At 37.8% G+C, this 22,518-nt stretch carries 25 protein-coding genes and 1 other annotated feature; of the genes, 11 read left to right on the top strand and 14 right to left on the bottom strand.

Annotated elements, in window-relative coordinates:
- Position 1 precedes the first annotated feature (1 nt).
- Positions 2–1,207 carry a quaternary amine ABC transporter ATP-binding protein gene (locus J7E81_RS09485; protein WP_215041915.1) on the bottom strand — a complete coding sequence of 402 codons (1,206 nt, stop codon included), beginning with the start codon at positions 1,205–1,207 and terminating at the stop codon, positions 2–4.
- 308 nt (positions 1,208–1,515) lie between these two features.
- Positions 1,516–1,728, bottom strand: a complete 213-nt coding sequence (locus J7E81_RS09480) for a DUF1540 domain-containing protein (protein WP_215041914.1) — start codon at positions 1,726–1,728, stop codon at positions 1,516–1,518.
- A 160-nt stretch (positions 1,729–1,888) separates the two neighbouring features.
- Between J7E81_RS09480 and J7E81_RS09475 the strand changes: the two genes are divergently transcribed.
- Positions 1,889–2,785 (top strand): DMT family transporter, encoded by an 897-nt coding sequence (locus tag J7E81_RS09475; RefSeq protein ID WP_215041913.1) that lies wholly within the window; start codon positions 1,889–1,891, stop codon positions 2,783–2,785.
- Positions 2,786–3,157: 372 nt separating this feature from the next.
- Here J7E81_RS09475 and J7E81_RS09470 read toward each other — a convergent pair whose 3' ends face one another.
- From J7E81_RS09470 to J7E81_RS09460, 3 genes are all read right to left on the bottom strand, one after another.
- Entirely contained in the window at positions 3,158–4,099 is a 942-nt protein-coding gene (locus J7E81_RS09470; protein WP_215041912.1) for a ring-cleaving dioxygenase, read from the bottom strand.
- Positions 4,100–4,201: 102 nt separating this feature from the next.
- Positions 4,202–4,600, bottom strand: coding sequence for a DoxX family protein (locus J7E81_RS09465; RefSeq protein ID WP_215041911.1), 399 nt, complete (start codon positions 4,598–4,600; stop codon positions 4,202–4,204).
- Between the two features lie 54 nt (positions 4,601–4,654).
- A complete protein-coding gene (locus tag J7E81_RS09460; RefSeq protein WP_215041910.1) occupies positions 4,655–5,077 on the bottom strand; it encodes a MarR family winged helix-turn-helix transcriptional regulator in 423 nt (140 codons plus the stop codon).
- Between the two features lie 319 nt (positions 5,078–5,396).
- Here J7E81_RS09460 and J7E81_RS09455 point away from each other — a divergent pair, with 319 nt between their 5' ends.
- Entirely contained in the window at positions 5,397–6,494 is a 1,098-nt protein-coding gene (locus tag J7E81_RS09455) for a site-2 protease family protein (RefSeq protein ID WP_374104023.1), read from the top strand.
- Between the two features lie 154 nt (positions 6,495–6,648).
- Here the strand turns inward: J7E81_RS09455 and J7E81_RS09450 are convergent, their stop codons facing one another.
- Positions 6,649–7,896, bottom strand: coding sequence for an MFS transporter (locus J7E81_RS09450; protein ID WP_308162188.1), 1,248 nt, complete (start codon positions 7,894–7,896; stop codon positions 6,649–6,651).
- Positions 7,897–8,103: 207 nt separating this feature from the next.
- Between J7E81_RS09450 and J7E81_RS09445 the strand changes: the two genes are divergently transcribed.
- Together J7E81_RS09445 and J7E81_RS09440 are read left to right on the top strand one after the other, a co-directional pair.
- Positions 8,104–8,439 carry a hypothetical protein gene (locus J7E81_RS09445; protein ID WP_215041908.1) on the top strand — a complete coding sequence of 112 codons (336 nt, stop codon included), beginning with the start codon at positions 8,104–8,106 and terminating at the stop codon, positions 8,437–8,439.
- Between the two features lie 152 nt (positions 8,440–8,591).
- The gene (locus J7E81_RS09440) at positions 8,592–9,584 is read left to right on the top strand and encodes an LLM class flavin-dependent oxidoreductase (RefSeq protein ID WP_215041907.1); all 993 of its coding nucleotides are present in this window, start codon (positions 8,592–8,594) and stop codon (positions 9,582–9,584) included.
- Between the two features lie 22 nt (positions 9,585–9,606).
- Here J7E81_RS09440 and J7E81_RS09435 read toward each other — a convergent pair whose 3' ends face one another.
- The 7 genes from J7E81_RS09435 to J7E81_RS09405 form a co-directional block, all read right to left on the bottom strand.
- Positions 9,607–10,182, bottom strand: a complete 576-nt coding sequence (locus J7E81_RS09435; RefSeq protein ID WP_308162197.1) for a TatD family hydrolase — start codon at positions 10,180–10,182, stop codon at positions 9,607–9,609.
- Between the two features lie 354 nt (positions 10,183–10,536).
- A complete protein-coding gene (locus J7E81_RS09430) occupies positions 10,537–12,240 on the bottom strand; it encodes a 2-isopropylmalate synthase (RefSeq protein WP_215041906.1) in 1,704 nt (567 codons plus the stop codon).
- Positions 12,241–12,303: 63 nt separating this feature from the next.
- Positions 12,304–12,522, bottom strand: a binding site (T-box leader).
- 132 nt (positions 12,523–12,654) lie between these two features.
- Positions 12,655–13,689, bottom strand: a complete 1,035-nt coding sequence (locus J7E81_RS09425; RefSeq protein ID WP_215041905.1) for a DUF3231 family protein — start codon at positions 13,687–13,689, stop codon at positions 12,655–12,657.
- Positions 13,690–13,938: 249 nt separating this feature from the next.
- Positions 13,939–14,124, bottom strand: coding sequence for a hypothetical protein (locus J7E81_RS09420; protein WP_215041904.1), 186 nt, complete (start codon positions 14,122–14,124; stop codon positions 13,939–13,941).
- 177 nt (positions 14,125–14,301) lie between these two features.
- On the bottom strand, positions 14,302–14,475 hold the full coding sequence (locus J7E81_RS09415; RefSeq protein WP_251028562.1) for an SPW repeat protein: 174 nt from the start codon (positions 14,473–14,475) through the stop codon (positions 14,302–14,304).
- Between the two features lie 299 nt (positions 14,476–14,774).
- On the bottom strand, positions 14,775–15,224 hold the full coding sequence (locus tag J7E81_RS09410) for a helix-turn-helix domain-containing protein (protein ID WP_251028561.1): 450 nt from the start codon (positions 15,222–15,224) through the stop codon (positions 14,775–14,777).
- 171 nt (positions 15,225–15,395) lie between these two features.
- On the bottom strand, positions 15,396–15,776 hold the full coding sequence (locus J7E81_RS09405) for a VOC family protein (protein WP_215041902.1): 381 nt from the start codon (positions 15,774–15,776) through the stop codon (positions 15,396–15,398).
- Positions 15,777–15,976: 200 nt separating this feature from the next.
- Between J7E81_RS09405 and J7E81_RS09400 the strand changes: the two genes are divergently transcribed.
- Complete coding sequence (locus J7E81_RS09400) at positions 15,977–16,273, top strand: RNA polymerase alpha subunit C-terminal domain-containing protein (RefSeq protein WP_215041901.1); 297 nt, start codon at positions 15,977–15,979, stop codon at positions 16,271–16,273.
- 148 nt (positions 16,274–16,421) lie between these two features.
- Here the strand turns inward: J7E81_RS09400 and J7E81_RS09395 are convergent, their stop codons facing one another.
- Entirely contained in the window at positions 16,422–16,565 is a 144-nt protein-coding gene (locus J7E81_RS09395) for a hypothetical protein (protein ID WP_215041900.1), read from the bottom strand.
- 255 nt (positions 16,566–16,820) lie between these two features.
- On the opposite strand from J7E81_RS09395, the gene J7E81_RS09390 reads away from it, so the two are divergent.
- The 6 genes from J7E81_RS09390 to J7E81_RS09365 all read left to right on the top strand — a co-directional run bounded on the left by J7E81_RS09390 (position 16,821) and on the right by J7E81_RS09365 (position 22,430).
- On the top strand, positions 16,821–16,964 hold the full coding sequence (locus J7E81_RS09390) for a hypothetical protein (RefSeq protein ID WP_215041899.1): 144 nt from the start codon (positions 16,821–16,823) through the stop codon (positions 16,962–16,964).
- Positions 16,965–17,315: 351 nt separating this feature from the next.
- The gene (locus J7E81_RS09385; RefSeq protein WP_215041898.1) at positions 17,316–17,954 is read left to right on the top strand and encodes a response regulator; all 639 of its coding nucleotides are present in this window, start codon (positions 17,316–17,318) and stop codon (positions 17,952–17,954) included.
- 12 nt (positions 17,955–17,966) lie between these two features.
- Positions 17,967–19,073, top strand: a complete 1,107-nt coding sequence (locus J7E81_RS09380) for a sensor histidine kinase (RefSeq protein ID WP_215041897.1) — start codon at positions 17,967–17,969, stop codon at positions 19,071–19,073.
- A gap of 143 nt (positions 19,074–19,216) precedes the next feature.
- The gene (locus J7E81_RS09375; protein WP_215041896.1) at positions 19,217–20,152 is read left to right on the top strand and encodes an ABC transporter ATP-binding protein; all 936 of its coding nucleotides are present in this window, start codon (positions 19,217–19,219) and stop codon (positions 20,150–20,152) included.
- A gap of 12 nt (positions 20,153–20,164) precedes the next feature.
- A complete protein-coding gene (locus J7E81_RS09370; RefSeq protein WP_215041895.1) occupies positions 20,165–21,283 on the top strand; it encodes an ABC transporter permease in 1,119 nt (372 codons plus the stop codon).
- A gap of 1 nt (position 21,284) precedes the next feature.
- Positions 21,285–22,430 (top strand): ABC transporter permease, encoded by a 1,146-nt coding sequence (locus J7E81_RS09365; RefSeq protein ID WP_215041894.1) that lies wholly within the window; start codon positions 21,285–21,287, stop codon positions 22,428–22,430.
- Positions 22,431–22,518 lie beyond the last annotated feature (88 nt).

Below are 22,518 nucleotides of genomic sequence, written 5' to 3'. Positions count from 1 at the left end.
CTTATTCACCCTCCAAATCGTTCAAGGAATCTTTATTTCCTGCTAAAGCTCCAATGACGGCTCCGCGAATAACAATTCCTACTAGACGGTTGTTTTCGTCAATGACAGAAATGGGCAGACTCGCTGTTGCCATTACATCCATCAGATCAGTCAAAAATGTATCACCAGAAACCGTTGGAATATCCGTTGTCATCACTTCCGCAATCGTTTGATTATGCTCAATTGCCTGACGCGCTTGTTCTGCAGTAATTGCTCCCAATAATTTCCGATTACGATCCACGACAAATATACTGGAATACCCCTGTTTCCGCATGATTTCCAATGCCACCCGCGGACCGCGGTCGACCCCTATTTTTTCTGCCCGCTTCATGACATGGGAGGCAGTTAAAATTTTGGATAAGTTTACATCCTCCACAAACTTCTCGACAAATTCATTAGCCGGATTCATTAAAATTTGTTCAGGTGTTCCCAGCTGTATGACACTGCCATCCTTCATTAAGGCAATCCGGTCTCCAATTCTCAATGCCTCATCTAAATCATGGGTGATAAAAATAATTGTTTTTTTGTATTTTTCTTGGATCTCCAGTAATTCATCCTGCATATCTTTCCGGATTAAGGGATCAAGCGCACTGAAGGCTTCGTCCATCAATATCACAGCGGTGTCACTTGCTAGAGCCCTTGCTAACCCCACCCTTTGCTGCATGCCGCCGCTCAATTGTTTAGGCAGCTGATTTTCATACCCTTTTAACCCGACAACTTCCAGTGCTCGTAGTCCTTTTTCCTTTCGTTGTTCTGGGGGAACCTTCTGAATTTCTAGTCCATACTCCGTATTTTCTAAGATAGTTTTATGAGGAAACAACGCAAAGTTCTGAAACACCATGCTGATTTTTTTCTGTCTTACTTCCCTCAGCCTTGCGTCGTTCATCTTTACGATATCTTCATTTTCAATCAAGATCTCACCGATTGTCGGATCAATCAGCCGATTAAACATGCGTATTAAGGTGGATTTTCCACTTCCAGATAAACCCATAATAACAAAAATCTCACCAGGATAAATTTCAAAGGAAACATTCTTTACCCCTACCGTCTGTCCTGTTGCTTTCAATATTTCTTTTTTGGTCCTCCCTTGTTTTAATAAATCAATGGCTGCTTTTGGATTATTACCAAAAATCTTAGAGACGCTTCTAACCTCTATGTAGGGATTCATGCTGTCACCTCATTTATATAATCGAGCTTATCATATACATTTTTTCCACAATTTGTTGTTCTATGTTCGTATATCTAGAAAAACAACATAAGAAATAAAAAAGGATATACCCAGTGGGCATACCCAAAAAATTTGCAATCCTCCGGATAGTCGGAGAAGGGTCGTATTGTTGCATTTATTAGGAGCAATGCAGTTTTACCTTTTTGGGAGTTTGTAAAAGGTCGTCGAAATTAATTAAATGGATTAACATTTATTGTTAATTTCATTAATCTGAAAAGCATTCACCAATTACGATGAATGCTTTCAAATCAGTTATGCTTTGGTTTAAACGTTTTACAACAAGTCTCCGCTGAATGACCAGCTATATCTTGATGATTCTTTTCACCTAACTCAGCAGACATTTCGGTATCATATCGTGCATGCCTATCTAGTTCAACCATAATCTTATCAGCAGTACAAACATTTCCATCTCCATAAAAAGTACAGTTCGAAATCGCACAAGAAACTTCTACTTTGGGCATTTTAGTACCTCCCTTTTGTTTTCCTGTTGCTATATTATCTTCTGCAAAAAGCCATTTTTCATTCCATATTGTTACTTTTATAAATAATTTTAATTTACTGAAAAATGGTATAATAAAAAGCGCATAAATAGAAAGAGTTTCTATGATAAAGGGGATTTTTATGAATAAAAAAGCTTTTCTTATGGCAATGATAACGGTAATTATCTGGGGATCTGCATTCGCTGCCATCCGTGCCAGTTTGCAAGGTGGTTATTCTTCTTGCCATTTGGTTTTATTTCGCTATTTAATTGCCTCTTTCTCATTTGTCCTATATGCACTCATTCCCGGAGTGAAATTTCGCTTACCAGCCAAGCAAGACTGGATACGGCTTTTACTTTTGGGATGGATTGGTATTAGTACCTATCATATTGGGGTAACCTTTGGTTCGCAAACTATTTCTGCCGGAACAGCTGCTATGCTTATAGCATCTTCGCCCATTTTTACGACCATTATAGCGATATTTGTCCTAAAAGAGCGGCTTGAACGAATGGGTTGGATTGGACTTTTTATTGGTTTTGCAGGTATTGCTATTATTACCATCGGTTCAAATGACACATTGACTTTTTCACCAGGAATTATCTTTGTATTAGTTGCTGCGTTAGCAACTTCTGTTTTCTTTGTTTTACAAAAACCACTTTTTACTCGCTACAAACCGATTGAATTAACCGCTTATGTTACCTGGGCTGGAACGCTGCCATTTTTATTTTTCTCACCAGGTCTGATTGAGGGAATTCAACATGCGACGTTAGAAGCCAATTTGTCAGCGATTTATGTAGGAATTTTCCCAGCAGGTATAGCTTATGTAACTTGGGCCATTGCTCTATCTATGGGAAATGCAAGCTCGGTTTCAACTCTTCTTTACATTGAACCTGTATTCGCGATTATAGTGGCTTGGGTATGGCTTCAAGAGCTTCCAAGTACTCTCTCAATTGTTGGAGGAATTGTTACAGTTTCGGGTGTGTTATTGGTAAATTTTTTAGGTAAAAAGAAAACAGTAGGGATGACAATTGACTATTAACTTAGTTACACGCCTAAATGGTGACTGGTTTGAATAAAAGAATGATCGTATCTTTGTTTTAAAACAATTAACCAATTTTAAAAAATAAAAACGGGACATCTTTTAAAGAGGTCCCATTTTTTGTGGATTAAATTCTCGTAAGTAATAAATAATGTAATTTGGGTAGCCAAGGGGTTATTGATAACTGTCATTGAATTATTTTTCGTGCTTGGGTCGTCAATCAGGGCTATTGTCTACCTTCATTGAATTATTTTTCAAACTTAGGTCGTTAATCAAGGTTATTGTCTACCTTCATTGAATTATTTTTCAAACTTGGGTAGTCAATCAAGGCCATTGACTACCCTCTTTTTATTATTTTTCAAGATAGGGTCGTCAAGCATCTAAATTTCTTACTTCAAAAGGCAGCAAGCCTCTCTCAATTTGACCTCTATATGGTTCATACTGTTCGGGCAGCATTAATTTTTCACCCATCGTTTCGTATGATTCATCAAGTGCGAAACCTGGAGGATCCGTTGCAATTTCAAATAGTATTTCGCCATGTTCCCTAAAATAAACCGCATTAAAATAATTTCTGTCTTTAACAGGAGTGACTCCATATCCATTCGCTGCAACATGCTGTTTCCAATCCAATTGGTCTTGGTTGTCCACTGCCCGCCAGGCAATGTGGTGTACAGTTCCCACACCCATTTGTCCGCGTCCAATCGGCGTTAATTTAAGGTCGATCACATTACCAATATCGGCGGTAGAGCGAAACCGAGTGAAATCCCCCTCATTCCCGATTACTTCAAGACCTAATACCTTTTCTAACAATTCAGCCGTTTTGTTAGGCTGGGTTGATAATAAAGTCGCTCCGCCAAACCCTTTGATAGCGACCTCTGATGTTACTTCACCAAAGCTCCATGGATTGATTTCCCCTTCTTCTCTTTCCACTAATTCTAAGTGAAGACCATGGGGATCATCGAATTCCAGATATTGCTCCCCAAAACGTTCCATTTTCGTAAAAGAAATTTGGAACGTTTCAAGTCGTTGTTCCCAAAATTTAAATGTACCCTTTGGAACGACATAGGAAGTAACGCCTACCTGACCGTCACCAATGATTCCTTGGCGAGCACCAGCCCATGGAAAGAAAGTAATAATAGTTCCTGGTTTTCCACCTTCATTCCCGAAGTACAGGTGATAGGTCTCTGGATCATCAAAATTAACTGTTTGTTTGACTAAACGTAACCCTAAAACTCCAGCGTAAAAATCAACATTCTCTTGAGGATGACCGACAATCGCAGTTATATGGTGAATCCCCATTATTTTTTTAGTCATAGTCGAACACTCCTTTTTAATAGGATAGTTTATTTTGTTCCTAGTTCAGACATTAAAACCTAAGATTTTTATTAAAATTTAAAAATCTCTACTTCAAGATATTTAAAATAAAAATGTGTCTAAAGCATATTTACCAGGACCTATTAGCGCTACACCAATCGTCACCGCAAATAAGGTTAAGTTATATTCATAGCCATTGGACGTTGCCCATAACCCATTAGCACCATGCACCTTCACAATTGCCATTACCATAGTTCCCGCAATGATGATACCAGCTAGGGGCGTTAGAAGACCAACAGCAAACAATATTCCGCCAACAAGTTCAGCTAATCCTGCGAAAAACGCCATGGTTACACCTGGCTTCATTCCAATCGACTCAAACCATCCACCTGTTCCTTTTAAACCGTACCCGCCGAACCAGCCAAACAATTTCTGTGCACCGTGACCTACAAAAAGTAAACCGATTACTAAACGAATAATTAATAAACCAATATTTATCATCTTAAAATCCTCCTAAGTTTTTTATCTCGAATCCGAGATATTTATTTAAAAAAATTAAACTTTATTCCTTACCTTTTTCAACAAGTGAACCATTGTCTCTGCTTCTTCGGAATTTAACGAATCAAACATATCATCCACTAGCTGATGATAGTTAGGCATTATTTTATCCATAAATTCATTTCCTTTATCAGTTAATGAAACATGGATTGCTCTTCGATCATTAGGGCAGTCACTTCGATTTAATAAACCTTTTTGTTCTAACTTATCTATCACATAGGTCATGGAACCACTTGAGATTAAGATGCAATTCCCAATCTGCTGGATGGTTTGTTTCCCTTTTTGGTAAAGGACTTCCAAAACCGAGAATTCCGTAATATTTAACTTGTTTTTTGACATTTCTTCCTTCATTCGATCATGGACTGCTTTTGATGTTTGCATTAATTGTAGAAAGGGTAAATTCGTGCATTTCTTCCCCATTTACCTCACCTCCCATAAATCTTGAATTAATATATCTTGAATATGAGATAATATTAATGCAAATAACTTTATTTGTCAACAACCATTTTGATTGTTGTCCTTAGTTTATTGAAAATTTTATAAGATGATTCTACTATTCAAAGATGCCCCGCACATGAGTTGGAGCAAATTCATACTCGGCTGATTTATCTACTTGTTTTATCTATTATTAACTTATTTTCCCATTACTTCTTGTATAATAGATATAGAAGTAATTTCTTTTTCGACTTATCCAATTGATATGGTTTTTAAAGGAGGTGTTTGTTTGATAAAAAGGAAAATCAAAAGCAGCAAGAAAACCTCATTTGGCGTATTAGGGACAATTGGTGCTATATTATTGGGTAAATTAAAATATGTTCTCGTTGTGTTAAAACTCCTTAAACTTCAAACACTTTTGAGCATGTTTATTACTCTCGGATCCTACGCCCTCATTTTTGGCTGGGAGTTTGCCGTTGCGATCGTCTATTTATTATTCATTCACGAAATGGGTCATGCCTACGCTGCGAAAAGGATTAAACTGCCAGTAAGCCCAGCTATATTTATTCCTTTTATGGGGGCGGTTATTGGGATGAAGGAAATGCCAAAAAGTGCAAAAGATGAGGGCTTTGTAGCCTATATGGGGCCATTATTCGGATTGATATCCTTTTTGCCGGCGATTCCTTTGTATGTTTATACACATGAACCGTTCTGGGCGCTTCTAATTATTTTAGGAGGAATGATCAATTTATTTAATCTAATTCCTATTACTCCATTAGATGGCGGAAGAATTGCCGCTGGAATTAGTACTAAGCTATGGGGATTAGGAATCATTTTGTTATTAGCTTACTCCATTTATAAATTAAGCTTCATAGGTTTTATCATCGTCCTTCTGGGCTCTCGAGAATGGTACAAATTATATAAAAAACAAAAACGGTTAAAGGATGATCAATTAGAGGTGCAAGAACTAGAAATTCTAATTGAGAATATTTCTCTAGAATCTCATTCTCTAGATTCGACTTATGACATGATTAGAAAATCAAAATGGAAAATCGCAAATTTAGAGATTTCTCAACTATTAAATACACTGACTTTGGAAATTGAAAAAATGAAAAAGGATCTTTATTTGCAACAATTGTCTGGTACTTATCATTTGAGTGATGAAGCTATTCATTACAATCAACCCGTTATTTTAGATATTCTTAACCAATTAGAAGAAAAATTATCAGCCTATAAAAAAGATATAATGATAACAAAAAGTTATTATAAAACGGATAAAAAAACGAAACTGCAATTATTTTTGATTTATATCGGTTTAGTCCTTGCCCTAACGATTAGTTATTATTATGGTAATGAAATCCTCATGAATCATCCAGAAATACAAAATGAGTTGAATAAGTAAAAACGTAATCCCAAAAATGTAATGTAAACAACCCAAAAAGGTACATCACAATTTAATCCGTGGTGTACCTTTTTTATGATAAGAGACTTGATTGAATCGTATATAGCAAAAGACCGCAGTACATATTAAATTAATTCATTTTTCTTTTTTAAGATCATAAGATGATACTGCATACCGAACATATAAGAGCAAGAGAAGCAATAAACCCGTATCCTGCCTGTAATCCCACTACCTCGTTCACCGCTCCACTATCACCATTGAACATTTTACTAACAAAATCGATAATAAAACCTATCATCAGATTCCCTATTACACTGGCAATCCCCATGAGTGTAACAGTAAATGTAATCGCTGTACCTGTACCTTTTGGGTAGCGTTTAGCTAAAAGTGCCATGACAGTCGGATATATTAATGCAATCCCAACCCCTGATATGGCAAATAAAATCGCCCCTTTTTCTCCGGTCAAAATCGCAGCAAAGCCAGATATACCTGAAAAGGCCGATGCAATAATGATCGATAAGGTAAAACCAATTTTATCAGTGACAGATCCTAAAAAAAGTCTGGCGAGCATAAAAAATAGGAAAAACATCGATAACATCCTAGATGCATCGTTAATGTTCCACTTATAGGCTTTTACCAAAAACTGTACAAGCCAACTTCCAATCGCAATCTCTGAGACCACGCCGAAAGAAAGAACCGCAACGATTAGCCATGCGACTGGATCTCGGATTAGAGATTGATAGGAGATAGTTTCTTCCACTTCATGCGTTTCTTTTGGGATTTTCCCTAACAGCGAGGGAACAATTGGCAACAGTGACAATAATAACACCAAGAGATACATCCCGCGCCACCCCAATTCTTGACCATGTACATTCCAGCCCATTATCGATGCGGCAATAGTCGGAGCAAAGGTTGAACTAAGCCCATAAAAAAAGTGGGATAGGTTCATCATCGCACCCGTATTTTTAGTGAATATTCGTGCCGCCATTATTCCCAGACCAATTTCCAGTACGCCGTTTCCAATGTACAGTAAAAAGAACGAAGCAGAGAGAGTGGCATAATTGGCTGATAGATAAATAACAAACCCGGCTAGGGCCATAGATAAAAAGGCGATGACTCCCGTCCATTTAATTCCTATTCTATTGCTAAGTGCTGATGTAAATGAACAGGCAAGCAAATAGCCTAAAGAATTCAAGGCTAGTAGAATGCCAATTTGTGACTGACTTAAATGTAGTTCATTTTGGATGATTGGAATGGCTGGACCTTTAATGTTTTCTGATAAACCAAAAATAAGAAAGCCACCAAAAACGATACTAAGTAAGAGAAAATAATTGTATTTTGGATTTACCTTTAGGGCATGGCTATTTTTTTCAGTACTTAAGGAATGTTGTTGTGTTTCCATGAAAGTTCCTTTCTTTTTAAAAATTATGTAATCTATCATGCAGGTCTTCTTATCATTTATTTGCTTGCATATAGTTTGATAAGTGAAGCACCAAAACCATAGTGGTCATCTCGCCTTTATACTTCAGATAAGATAATGCTGTATGTGATTTATTTTCCGGGTTCGAAAAATATACAACATTCATTCAGTAAAGGATGTGGGAATTAAATGGATTTAAATACCTTTATCAGATTATATCAAGAATTTTTAAAAGAATGTGAACAAAATGGATGGATGGTCGAAGTTCTTATTGAAGAATTCGGAAATTATCTTGCTGCCATCACAAATATGGAAGGAGTCGAGGTGCAATTCTATATTGAGTTGGATTTAGAAAATAGTGTACATCTTAGTGAGTCAACCGATCAAAGCAGACTAGATTATGGCGTAATAAGGGATGAAGGAAAGGGTGACCAGTTTGCGAAACAAGTATTGGATGAATTTCACCAATACTGGGTGAAGCATATACCGAAACGGTACTCGAGCTTTATTCTTTATAAACAATAAAATAAATTCATGGAAGAAGGTATACTTGTGTAATATATCTTCTTTATTTTTTGTTTACCAAATTTGTGGTAAACAAAAGGTAGATAAGACAACATAAACTATAAATCAAAATTCAAATCATACGATCTGCACGTTCTTTGGAGGGTAAATCATTGAAATTAAGCGTTCTCGATCAATCAGTTATAAGTAAAGGGGATTCGGCGAGTACCACTTTACAAAAAACTGTAAAATTAGCTCAGCTATCGGAGGATTTAGGTTACACTCGCTTTTGGGTTGCGGAACATCATAATACCAATGGAATGGCTGGTTCCTCTCCAGAAATACTTATTTCACATATAGCATCAATGACTCGGAAAATACGTGTCGGTTCGGGCGGTGTATTACTCCCTCAGTATAGCCCCTATAAGCTTGCCGAGAACTTCAAAGTATTAGAGACCCTGTTTCCGAATCGAATTGATTTAGGAATCGGACGTTCCCCTGGTGGTTCCGCGACCACGCGGCTAGCTTTGACAGATGGATTAAGAAAAAGCCTAAATGAATTCCCTAGGCAGGTAAAGGACCTGCAGGGTTTTTTACAGAATCAATTACCCGAAGATCATCCTTTTCATGGTGTAAAAGCATTCCCAATGACAACAAATTTACCAGAAGTATGGCTTTTGGGAATTACTCATAGAGGTGCAAGATTAGCTGCAGAAAATGGGACCGCTTTTACTTATGGCCATTTTATCACTCCGGTAAACGGACAGCAGGCTATGAACTATTATTATAATCATTTTCAGCCCTCGCCTTTTCTAGAAGAGCCTAAGGCAAATGTTTGTGTATTTGTGGTGTGTGCCGCTACTCAGGAAAGAGCGGAAGAATTGGCTTTAAGCCAAGATATGTGGCTGTTAACAGTTGAAAAAGGAATCGATACCAGGATCCCTTCCATCATAGAAGCAAAGAACATACCGTTAACCTACGACGATCGAATTAAGATTAAGGAAAATCGAAAGCGCATGATTATTGGTACACCTCAAAAAGTTAAAAGCGAACTTCTTCGGTTGAGTGAAAATTACCAAACGGAGGAATTTATGATTATAAGCAATATCCATGACTTTCAGGACAAAATTGAAAGCTATACTTTGTTAACTGAAGCATTTCTTTAACCTAATCCGATCAAATAAATGATTAAATACCATAGAATTCCTTCGTGTTTTCTAATAATCTTTCGGAAACCTCTTCTTCTGAAAGGTTTTTTATTTTAGCAATCATGTAAATCGAATGCTTCATCATGTCAGGGTGAGTCATTTTTCCTAAAAAAGGACCATCAAACGGCCATGGACCGTCTGTTTCAATCATCATTTTCCCTAATGGATAGGTTTGAACTAATTTCTGAATTTTTTCCTTATAAACAATTTCAGGAGTAACAGAGATAAAATAACCTGCTTCGATCATTCTCGAGATTGTTTTTTCATCCCCTTTAAACCAATGGAAATGGGCGTTTGTCACTGAATGCTTTTCCAAAAGATCACAAACAACCGGGGCATCATCATAGACGGCATGCAGAACAATTGGCTTGTCCCACTTCTTTGCCATTTCCACAAATGTTTCGAGATGGTCAATATATTTTCCATACTGCGAGCTAGATACCTTATGGTCCTCCCTTAAATAGTAAGGCAAACCTACCTCTCCAATAGCAATCATTTCTACTTGATGTGAACCCATCCATTCAATCAGTCTGGTAAATTGATCTTCAGTTGGCAGACTCTGCTCTGGATGAAACCCAACCCAAATAGAGGTTTTATTTTTTGATATCTTCTTGATAATTGAAGGTTTCGCTTACAAGATTCAAGATCAAAAGAAACCGAAAGCAAAGCTTCAATCGAATCTGTCCTTTCCAATATCCAGTCTATTTCTTTTTCTGTATATTGATCTAAATGAATATGGGCATCAATCATTTTCATTTGGTTTCACACTTTCTTTGATCTTTGATTATATAACAATCAGTGTAGTTTAACTTGTTAGAAATACAGATTCATATCATATCTAGAATAATGGGCTGTCGGGTTCACTGTTTGGAACAGTTGACACAGCAGCCCACATCTTAGCTCTCAAAACTTATCTATTTGAAAGAGAAAATCCTTTATCCATTGAAGGTTCCACACTAGATACCATGTTATTAACAGCACTAAATAATGCTTTTATGGACGAAGCCATAATATCGGCATCAATCCCACAGCCCCAATAAACAGTCCCATCTAAAGCAGTGAATCCAACATATGATACTGCATTTGATTTCGATCCTCTTTCTAGGGCATGTTCCTTGTAAACTAAATCCTTAAAATCGAGACCCAGTGTGGTGCGAAGACCATTACTGATGGCGTCAAGCTTCCCATTTCCTATACCAGTCAGTTCATGAGCCTCACCGTTTATCTTGACTGATACAGTCGTTTCATATTTTTCATTCTGAGTAAATCGGTAATTGATAAACTCAACAGGGGTATGAATATTGACATATTCGTTTATGAAAATATCATAGATTTCATTTGGCATAAGCTCCTTGTGCATGCGGTCCGATACATTTTTAACACTATATCCAAAGCTTTCACGCATCTCCGCCGGCAGATCAAGTCCAAAATTCTGCATCAGCACATAGCCAATACCGCCCTTACCTGATTGACTATTAATACGGATAATATCGCCTTCATACTGTCTCCCAATATCCTTTGGATCAATCAATAGATAAGGGACTGTCCAATACTCATTTTCTCTTTCCTCACGCCACTTCATTCCTTTTGCGATGGCATCCTGATGGGATCCTGAGAACGCCGTAAAAACAAGTTCTCCCCCATACGGGTGTCTTTCATGAACCTTCATTCTTGTTAATTTTTCATACTTGGCAAGGATATGATAGATATTTTCAAAGTGAAGCTTCGGATTTACTCCGTGCGAATACATGTTAAGTGCAAGTGTGACAATGTCCACGTTTCCTGTTCTTTCTCCATTTCCGAACAGTGTTCCTTCCACCCTCTGGGCTCCTGCAAGCATTCCCAGCTCTGCATCTGCAACCCCTGTTCCTCTGTCATTGTGAGGATGTAGTGAAAGAATGACATTGTCCCGGTAATTTAGATGATCACTCATGAATTCAATCTGACTGGCATAAACGTGTGGCATTGACATGGAAACTGTAGCTGGGAGATTGATAATTACCTTATTTTCGGAATCAGGCTGCCACACATCAAGTACTCGGTTGCAAATTTCAAGCGCAAACTCCATTTCTGTGCCCGTGAAGCTTTCTGGTGAATATTGAAACTTAAAATTCCCCTCCGTTTCTGCGGCATATTTCTTAACCATTTTTGCTCCGGTTACCGCAATGTCGATAATTTCTTCTTCCGTTTTTTGGAACACCTGCTCGCGCTGAGGTACGGATGTTGAATTGTAAAGGTGGACGACTGCCTTATTCACTCCCTGAAGCGATTCAAACGTTTTTTTGATAATATGTTCTCTTGATTGAGTTAATACTTGAATGGTTACATCATCTGGAATTAATTCCTGTTCAATCAAGGTACGTAAAAAAGTATATTCTGTTTCAGAAGCGGCAGGAAAGCCCACTTCTATTTCCTTGAAACCTACTTCCAACAGTAATTGAAAATATTCCAGCTTCTCCTCGAGACTCATTGGCACCACCAAGGCTTGGTTTCCATCTCTTAGGTCCACACTACACCATGTTGGAGCTTCCTCTATATACTCCTTTTCGGTCCATTTCAAGCTTTTTACTGGAGGCATAAAGTAACCTCTTGAATACTTTTCAATATTTTTCATTTTGTTGCCCACCTTTTTATTGATTTAATGATTCATTATTAACACAAAAAAGCCCATCATCTCATAAGAGACGACAGGCTTTGCCTACGTGGTACCACTCTTTTTGATTCGTTAAATAGCAAACGAATCCACTTCATGATTTATTACGGTAATCAACCGTTAAGGCCTACATTTCAGCCTTACCACTCCTGGGTGAGTTGGGGGTGTTATTGACTGTCTCTCACCAACCGACAGCTCTCTAAACAATACCTATCCCTTAATACTCCCAATCATTGCGTTTGACTTTTTCGAATTTTCCCTATTTTATTATTTTTTTTACAATCAGTCAACCCTTAAAACCTAATTTTAATTCATCTTTTTCGTTTTCTAGCTTACAAAGAGGAATTCCCTTTAATGAAGGAAGTTGTTAAACTTCTAATTTGCTGCTAAATTTTTTCTATCCACTGCTTTTGGTGGTTGTTCCATCCATCCCTTTTCGACCATCAGTTTTGCTGCTTCTTCCACAAAGAGGGAGATTCTCATTAACGATTTTGAATAGGTCATCCCTACATCATGCCTTCCATTTACGGCAATTGAATTTCCAAACGCTCTTATTTTCATTGAAAACATATCCATTTTATGAAATAACATTAACTTATCTGAAAAAGGCGAGAATGTAGACGCTGTTACTAAATGGTCAAGAAAGGGCGGCGACGGCAAATTTTCATCAGAAAGTATTTGCATATACGCTTCAACATTTTTAGTTGTTTGTTCCCTGCCTTTTTCAAATAACTTCCTAATCTTTTCATCTTTTGCCACTTGAGCAAATGACATAATAAGAGCTTTACTCGTTACATTATTTTCAATATTATCGTAAAAATGAGCAATTTCTAAAGCATGCAACGGCCGAACATGTCCGAAAAAGCCATTTAAAAAATCCTCATGAACAAATTCTGCTTTTTCCGGAACAGGGATGATAGGTGGTTTAATGATAAAACCTTTGTTCATTAGAATATCTTTTATTTGTTCCATTAAATCCATGGTGGAATGCATACAATAGGTAATAAACTCTGTTACATCCTTCCGATAAACAAGTGGTAAGCCTACGTTATAAATACTCATACCGGCTTTAGCTGCATATTTTAGGTAATGAACATAGAATTGATCTTCAAATAACCGAGGAGCTCCAAGGTTTACATCTTCTTTGCTGAATCCTATTGGAATCGGAAAGTTTTCCTTTTCAAAAATTTCTTTGGATATTTGTATAAACTCTTCGCATAATTTTAAAGCATTCTCTAATAAGGTTTTAATATCATCATCCTCAACGTGTTGAAGATAATAGCTTAAAACGCATTTTGCCATACTGTTTCCCGTATAAGTTGCCCAGAGTTTTCCCATTTCTGCAGATGTTAATTTTTCTGTTATATTCGTTTTATTTGAACTTATTTTGATAGGTTTAATTGTTTTCATAGGAACTCCCTTCACCCTTATTTTTGGTTAGTATTACCTCCATATGAAATCATATACTGATACCAAATCAGAGAATACTGGTTAAAAATCAAAGAAAGATAAATAAAAAAAGAGCATTTAGCTCTTTTATTTATCCTTCAGCATATAAAGTATTTTGCTATAAAAATAAAAAAGAGCCGCCTTTTGTCAAAACCAAGGTTAGATCCTTATCACAGTATTATTACATCAACTTTTTATGATTATAGACTGCTATAGTTTTTGCACGACCTTATACACCACAACTACAGAAATCTTTCCCCCATCCAAATTTGCTACCCTAAGATCGACGAAATTCATTTGGTCAAGTGTATTTAAAAAAACATTGACCTGTTCCTCGATTTCACTTGGTGGACCCGTAAATATTTTTGTTCTTATCTTACGAACCGTATATTCCATATCGCATCCGCTCCCTTGTATGATTGAAATCTATTGCTACAGATTGAATCAGCTGCCCCCAAAATTTCTATCACCCCTGCTTCTTGTTACTTTGTTTCTTCCTTGCCCTTATCTATTCAGCCAACAGCAGAGGCAGAAATTATGAGACCTCTGCTGTTGCCCAGTTAAAATTTGGTTCTAAGAATTATTGTTTTTTTGCGCCGCACCTGACCAAATAGCAAGAATTAAGACAATAATTCCAAAAATGACACTATTCCACATAGCGCCAGCATTGCTGGTGAAGCTATACACCCATGGAGAAATGATGAGCCAGACACCGATCAGTCCAGTAAGCCAAAGTTGCCACATCATAAAAACCTCCTATTTATTAATTGACGTTAACGTTAATGTCAACGTCAATAAAACATATGAAATTTATGAGAATATATTCCAATTCATGCGAGAAGTTATCTTTATTTTTTTGATCAATCGAAAATAGATCGTTACATATGGAGTGAGGTGTGTATGTTGTTTTAAAATTTTGTAGGGTATTGCCAAAGGTAAAACTGTGGAGTGTGCTGTCTTCTGAGGTTGCTGCCAGGTTTATGTAGATACTTAGTTTAATACGCTTAATTTGAAAAAATTCTTTATTATTTGTAGCTAGACCCGATTTACTTTTTTTCCAATTCGTCCATAAAGTGTAAAGAGCGTTCCACTTGCTCTTGGTACAGATTGCGCATGGTTTCTACGTTTTCTATTTTCGTAGTCATTTTTTCAATCAAGTTGTGAAGAACATCGATGTACTGCCTTACCAACACTCTTTGTACATCGGCACTTTCAATATTCTCTTGAAATGTACGGCGTATTTCATTAAGCGACTCCTCTGCGTCCATAACTTCCTGAATCTCTTGCAGTGAGATACCCAAATATTCCTTCAGGCGAAGGATTTGCTTAATTCGGTCCATTGTGCTTTGATCATAAAGACGATGCCCGCCATTCGTGCGCAAGGCAGGGGAAATAAGACCTACCTCCTCATAATACCGGAGCGTTCTTGGGGTAATCCCAAGTTGCCGTGAAACCGCGTCAATGGTCAATACATCGTAAATCTCATTATTCGTCAAGCTGAAACACCTACTTTGTACAGAGTTAATTTGGATAAAAGATATAAATCTATTAAAACACATGGATAACTTCCAGGTAAATCCATTTATTTACCACTCTTTGTACCTTTTTTCTCCAAATAAAAGGAGATGCTGCACGGCATCCCCTTATTATTCAACATTTACTTCTCTTCACTTTTTCTCCAATACTGCAAAGTAATTATTTTCACTATCTGCAAAGTTGAATACTCTGCCAGAAGGCATAGCGACTATTTCACCAACAGTAACGTTTTTGTTTGATAAGTCAGTATATAATTGATCTAGGTCTTTTGAAAAAAACATTAACGAGGGTGTACCAAGATTTAATTCAGGCTGCATTTTAGAAATTAGTTCCTTATTGTGAAGGACAATACTTGTCCCGGATTCATTAGTTGGAGCAATTTCAATCCATCTCAAGCCGTGACCGTTATCTTCGTCTGAAATTACCTTAAACCCCACTTTTTCAGTCCAAAATTTCACAGCCTCATCTTGATTACTTACATATAACATTACTTGCCCTAACGTATTAATCATTCAGTTCACCCTCTATTTCATATTTGAGTTTATTACCTCTATTAATTTATTGATAGGATTTAAAAATACTACTATTCCATTTTACCCAACCAAACCAATTAAAGATACATTTTTTATGGAAAATGATGTTAAAATAGGAGTAAAGTTGATTAACCACTTTTAATAGATCGACTAAAGCATAAAAAAGGGGAGCATGAAAAATGACATCTTCAAATAAAAGTTTACGAACCTGCGCCAAAGGCCACAAATACTATAAAAGCAGCGACTGTCCCACCTGCCCAATTTGTGAAAAAGAACTTAAACCTGCGGCTGGATTTCTTTCCATCCTTTCTGCCCCGGCCAGACGTGCATTAGAAAACAATGGGATCACCTCTTTACAACAGCTGTCTACCTATAGAGAAAAGGAGATCTTGGAATTTCATGGTATGGGACCAGCTTCTTTACCGAAACTCAGAACGGCTTTGAAAGGCGAGGGTTTATCTTTCAAAGCCAAATAGCTAAGTGAATAATTTTTTCAACCCTCTTATTTCCTATAGTTAAAAATGTAATACTACTTTTTCCGTTACCCCCCGGTTCTATCGAAAACAAAAAGGCTGCCATAATGACAGCCAGAATTTTTTGGATAGAATTAAAAAATCCTTTTATTTATTCGTCAAACTTAAATTTTGGTAAGGCTTCTACTGTATCGTTATTTGTTAGTTCTTCCTGCCTTACTTTTGATTTTCTCACACCTAGAAAAATAACAATTCCAACCAATAGGATCGCAAGTAACAGCCAGAGAAAAACCATTATGAATCGCTCCCTTCAAATAAATAATTACCGCATTAGAATATATGAAGAAGAGCTTGTCCTTTTTAATGTCAAAATAATAAAAAATTATTTACATTTTTATAACTAAGTCGTTACCCAAAAAAGTTCCACTATTCTTCAATCCTTCCGCTTTGCACTTAATTAATCCTAAAAGAATAAAGAAATATGGTGAATATATTTTTAACAAATTCCAAACTATATGTTGGTATACCTAAATCAATGGAGGTGATTCCTTTGGATAAAAATGAAAAATTGAATAATAAAAGCAATAATGAAACCTCTACAGATGCTTCTAAAAAGCCCATTGTGTTAGACCAAGTTCCTGAACCGCGCGGCAAGTATGGAGGACAGATCGATACTGATTTAGATAATTACTGACATTTGAACGCCATCATTTGGCGTTTTTTTTATTTCTCTTTTTGATAGGTTAGTAAAAAACAAATGGAAAGTTGGACTTCCAGATGAAATTCCATGCATATCACCTCTTTATATTTACACTTTTATTATAGAACACACGTTCCTGGTTATGCAAAAAAAGCTGGGGATCTCTAAATATAATTATTTAGAATAACACCTCTAATATTAGCTGAACCCAACTACAATCGGTCCCTCGCATTGATAGGCATTTTTATTATTAAGGAGTACTCCTCAAATACCCTCCTTTCTGTTATGTTTAAGGTAACTGATTCCAAATTAAGGATGTGATGGGCAGGTCAGTTCTGCTGTGAGATGAATATTAAACTATTGATTGCGGATGATAATTCATTTATTCGCGAAGGCATGAAGATCATTTTGAGTACCTACGGAGAGTTTGAGGTACTTGCAACCGTAGAGGATGGTAAAGAAGCAGTTGAATATTGTCAACATCATTATGTTGACATAGCTCTTCTGGACGTAAGAATGCCCAATATGAATGGCGTTGAAGCAACAAAACTTCTGACAGAAACAACGAAGACCAAGCCGATGATTCTGACAACGTTTGATGACGATGAGTACATTATCGATGCGATTAAGAATGGAGCAAAAGGCTACTTATTGAAAAATACCGACCCGGAACGGATCCGCGATGCCATTAAGAGTGTCTACTATGGTAACACTGTTTTGCAGGATGTTGTCCTCGATAAGGTTAAATCCAAAATGACTGGCCATTCAAAACCCGAGTCCAAGGTGGATGCCAGCCTCTTCACCGAGCGGGAAATGGACATCATGACTCTTATTGCCAAGGGCTACTCCAACAAGGCGATTTCAAAGGAGCTGTTTATTTCGGAAGGTACTGTTGCTAACTATATTACTTCGATTCTAGGTAAAACGGGCTTGGAGCATCGAACACAAATTGCCATTTATTTTCTTACTGGCTCAGTAGATTAAGAGGACCATGAGATGGAATTATGGATCATTTTCAGCAAGCTAATTATTATCCTATTGCTCAGCTTTTCCTACGTTCAGTCCAAAACAAGCAGTCTGGCTGTGATTGTCCTTGCAATTTTAGTATATTTCAGTATAAATATTACCCTTTACCTTATTCGATCGGGAAGAGTAAAGATTTGCATCCACCTGGTATCGATTGTCCTTATTTTTATTACCTTTCGGGAAGTGAATACGTTATTCATCCTTCTCCTGCCGAATCACTTCTATGAGCTTTCCTGGCCTTTTTTTAAAAAAAAGTGGGTGTTGTTGGTAATGGGATTACTGCCTGTATTTTTTGTCCCTCACTTACAGGCGTCATACGGTCTGGTTGCACTCTTTTGCTTTGTGGTTTATTTCATGACTAGCCATTACTCGCATAGGCTGATTAAATATGAGAATACGCTTGATAAGATGCGGATGGATATGCAGCGGCTCTCCAAAAGCCTTAATGAAAATAAAGAGTACATTAGGCAATCTGAATATACCTCTCGCTTAGAGGAGCGCAACCGGATTTCCCAGCAGATTCATGACAGCATTGGCCACTCCATGACCGGCGCTCTGATTCAAATGGAAGCGGCGAAGACTCTTATCGCCATTGATCAGACTAAAGCTGTGGAACTGCTTCAGAATGCGATAAACATTTCTAAAGAAGGCATCGAAGATATTAGAATTACCTTAAAAAATATGAAGCCCCCAACCGAACAAATCGGCTTACAGCGTCTAAAACTGTTCATTGAGGAGTTTTCCATCCAGCACCAGTTACGAATGCCGTTGGTACACAAAGGAAACATAGATTTGATTACACCGATTCAATGGAAGATTATTGCTGAAAATATCAGCGAAGCCCTCACGAATTCTTTAAAGTACTCAGGTGCGTCGGAAATATCGATTGACATTCAGGTATTGAACAAGCTAGTTCGGGTCGAGGTCCGTGATAACGGTAAAGGGATCGTATCCGGTAAAGTGGTAAAAGGGCTTGGCATCGTAGGTATGGAAGAACGGTCTGCCTCTATAAAAGGCACAGTGATTGTCGATGGAACCAATGGATTCTCCGTTACCACCCTCCTCCCCATAGTCTAATGAAAGCCTTCATATGAAAAACATGAAATTTCTCATGTATAAAGGGTGAACTAATGCACTTATGTTAGTTCACCCTTTTTTCTTATAATCAAATTACAAATAAAGGAAATGGTGTCAGGCACCATCCTATATGAGGTGAGTTTATGAACGTGTTGGAGATTAAGAATTTAACGAAGAAATTTGGCGATTTTATTGCTGTTGATAATATGTCTTTAGCGATTCAGGAAGGGGAAATTTTCGGTTTCCTGGGGTCCAATGGAGCCGGCAAGAGTACAACGATTAATATGATCTCAGGTCTTTTACGAAATAACAGCGGGGAAATCCATATCCTTGGCAAGAACATTGCGTCACACAGTAAGTTTGCCAAGATGAATATCGGGATCGTACCACAGGACTTGGCGATCTATGAAGATATGACAGCCTGCGAGAATGTGAGATTTTTTGCAGGACTATACGGGCTGCGGGGAGCAGAATTAAAAGAACGTGTCGAAGAAGCACTGGAGTTTGTCGGGCTGTTAGATAAACAAAAGAGCTATCCAAAGACCTTTTCCGGCGGGATGAAACGCAGATTAAATATCGCTTGTGCGATTTCCCACCGGCCAAAGCTGATTATTATGGATGAACCAACTGTTGGTATTGATCCACAGTCACGAAACTACATTTTAACCTCTGTCCGCAAATTAAACGAGATGGGCTGTACCGTTATTTACACGAGCCACTACATGGAAGAGGTGGAAGAAATCTGTTCGCGGATTGCGATTGTCGATCATGGAAAGGTGATTGCGGAAGGAACTAAGGAGCAATTAAAAGCAATTATTACGGATACAAAGGATATATTGTTTGAAGTGAAAAACTCAGATAACCTTGATGAAGCTTCATTAAAGGAAATCAAAGGTGTCAATTCCGTTTCCGTCGAGGAAAACCTGGTGAAAATTAACTCCAAATCAGAAATAAACAATTTAAACCAGATTATTCAGTTCTTCATTAACAATGGTAAAGAAATCCGTTCACTCCAAGAGCTGGCTCCAAACCTTGAAACCGTATTTCTTACTCTAACCGGTAGAAACTTAAGAGATTAGGAGGAAGCAAAAGTGAATATCATCAATATAGCTCTAAATGAATGTAAACGCAGCATCCGAGATTTCAGGACGCTGGTGTTTATGCTGGCCTTCCCCATCGTGTTAATGCTGATTCTCGGAACTGCTTTGTCTAATACCTTTGACACAAACATTAAAATTGGAAAAATCAATGTACTATTTACCGAAAATAATGATCGTAACTTTTCAGAACCGTTCCATAATTTTATAATGGAGGCTAAAAAGCAAGACATTCATTTTTCAGAGGCAAAGAATGGTACAAATGGACAGCTGGCTGTTCAACAAAACAAATATGATGCTTATGTAATGATTACCGATAAAGGAATTCAATTTTACGGCAGTGAGCGGAACAGCATCCAGGCAAGTATGGTTGAAGGAATGCTGACTGCTTTTACCGATAAATACAATTTGATTACCGAAATAGCAAAGGAAAAACCTGAGCAGTTACAAGCAGTATTAGCCAGTACCACGACAAGCTATGTAAAAGAAACCTCGTTAAATGCAGATAAAGCTCCAGGCTCGATGGATTATTACGCCATTGCGATGACCACTATGATTGCGTTATACAGTGCCATTTCCGCCAGTTCTTTAATACGCGGGGAAAGAAGGCGGAACACCGCCATTCGGCTCGCCATCGCTCCTATTAACAAAATGGAAATTTTTCTAGGTAAAATTCTTGGGGGTATAGGAATTAACTTTGTTTGCATCTTGCTGGTAATGGCCTTTAGCCGTTTTGTCTTTGGCGCCGACTGGGGCAGCCATCTCGGAATGGTAGTGCTCATTCTGTTCACGCTGGTATTTCTTGCTGTCAGCTTTGGGCTCGGCCTCAGCTATATGATCAAAACGGATTCAGGCATGCAAACCATCGTCATGATTATCCTACAGCTTGCTGCCTTTTTTGGCGGAGCCTATTTCAGAATTGACAAAGCCGACGGAATTCTGGGAATCGTGGTGAATTTGTCCCCTTTGACATGGGCAAGAGATGCGTTAACAAAAATTATTTATAACAATGATCTAGCCGCTGCACTGCCTGCGATCTCATTAAATATTGGCATTGCACTTGTTTTCCTAATGGTTGCGATTGTTGCATTCAGAAAACGGGAGGGTCTTTAGAATGAAAGAAATCATGTGGCTGGTGGCTAATTCGTTACGTGCCATCTTTTTAAACAAACGAAAAATTTTCGCCTATGTACTCGTGCCGTTACTAGGCATCTTTATTGCCTTTTTGGTGTATGGCAATACGGGGCCCTCCTATCTCAATGCCGGGATTGTGGACCAAGACCAAACGACGATTTCGAAAAATACCGCCAGTTTTATTGGCAGTTTAAAAAATGTAAAGACAAGTAAACTAGCAGAATCTGAGGTTAAGAACAAAATCGCTTCTGGCGACATGGATTGCGCCATTATCCTTGAACCAGGTTTTTCACAAGCGATTATGAATGGCGAGAAGCCAGAGGTGCAGATTGTATCGATTAAAGGGGCACAGGTCACGACTTATATTACGGCTTACCTTAACAACTATATTAGTAATCTTGCGTCCCTACGCACTGCTGCCAATGGGGATGAAACGGTGTTTACTACTCTCTATCACAATTATCAAAATTCAGGGTTTAAGGTTTCTACGCATTCTTTAAAAGATACATCTAATAACAACGATATGACGATTCAGACGATTGGCTTTCTGCTAATGATTATGCTCAATTCTGCAGGCGGCCTGTCTGAATTGATTTTAAAAGAGAAAGAAAATCGAACCTATTTCCGGATTATGTCGACACCGATTGACGGTAAAAAGTATGTTCTTGCTAATGTAATTGTCAATATGATCATAATGACCATTCAAGTGGTTGTCACCATGACGGTTATGACGAAAGTCTTTGGTATTTCAGCTGGGGTCCCCTACTGGGAAATGATCGGTGTGATGATGTTTTTCTCGCTTGTTTCTGTAGGTTTATCATTGGTCATTACTGCCTTTGCCACCAACTCCAATTCGGCAAGTGCCTTGCAAACTCTTATTATGACACCAACCTGCCTGTTATCCGGCTGCTTCTGGCCAGTAGAAATCATGCCAAAAGCGGCCCAAAAAATTGCGGACTTCCTCCCGCAAAGATGGCTGCTCGACTCAATCACTGAACTGCAAAAAGGACATACACTCAGCAGTTTGGCATTAAATTTAGCAACCCTATTCGCCTTCGCCCTAGTGTTCTTTATGATAGCCATTTATAAGTTTAACCGGAATAACAATGTTAGGAGTTTTATTTAAGCGAGTATCATTAAAAAACCTCACCAAACTTCGGCGAGGTTTTCAAATTTTGGGCTATTGACTTTATTCCCGCTTATTTATCAAGAAT

Origin of the sequence: Bacillus sp. ISL-18 (assembly GCF_018613415.1) — a bacterium.
Classification (GTDB): Bacteria; Bacillota; Bacilli; order Bacillales; family Cytobacillaceae; genus Neobacillus.
Note: the sequence above shows the minus strand (reverse complement) of the source record. Positions and strands in the feature narration are given on the sequence as shown.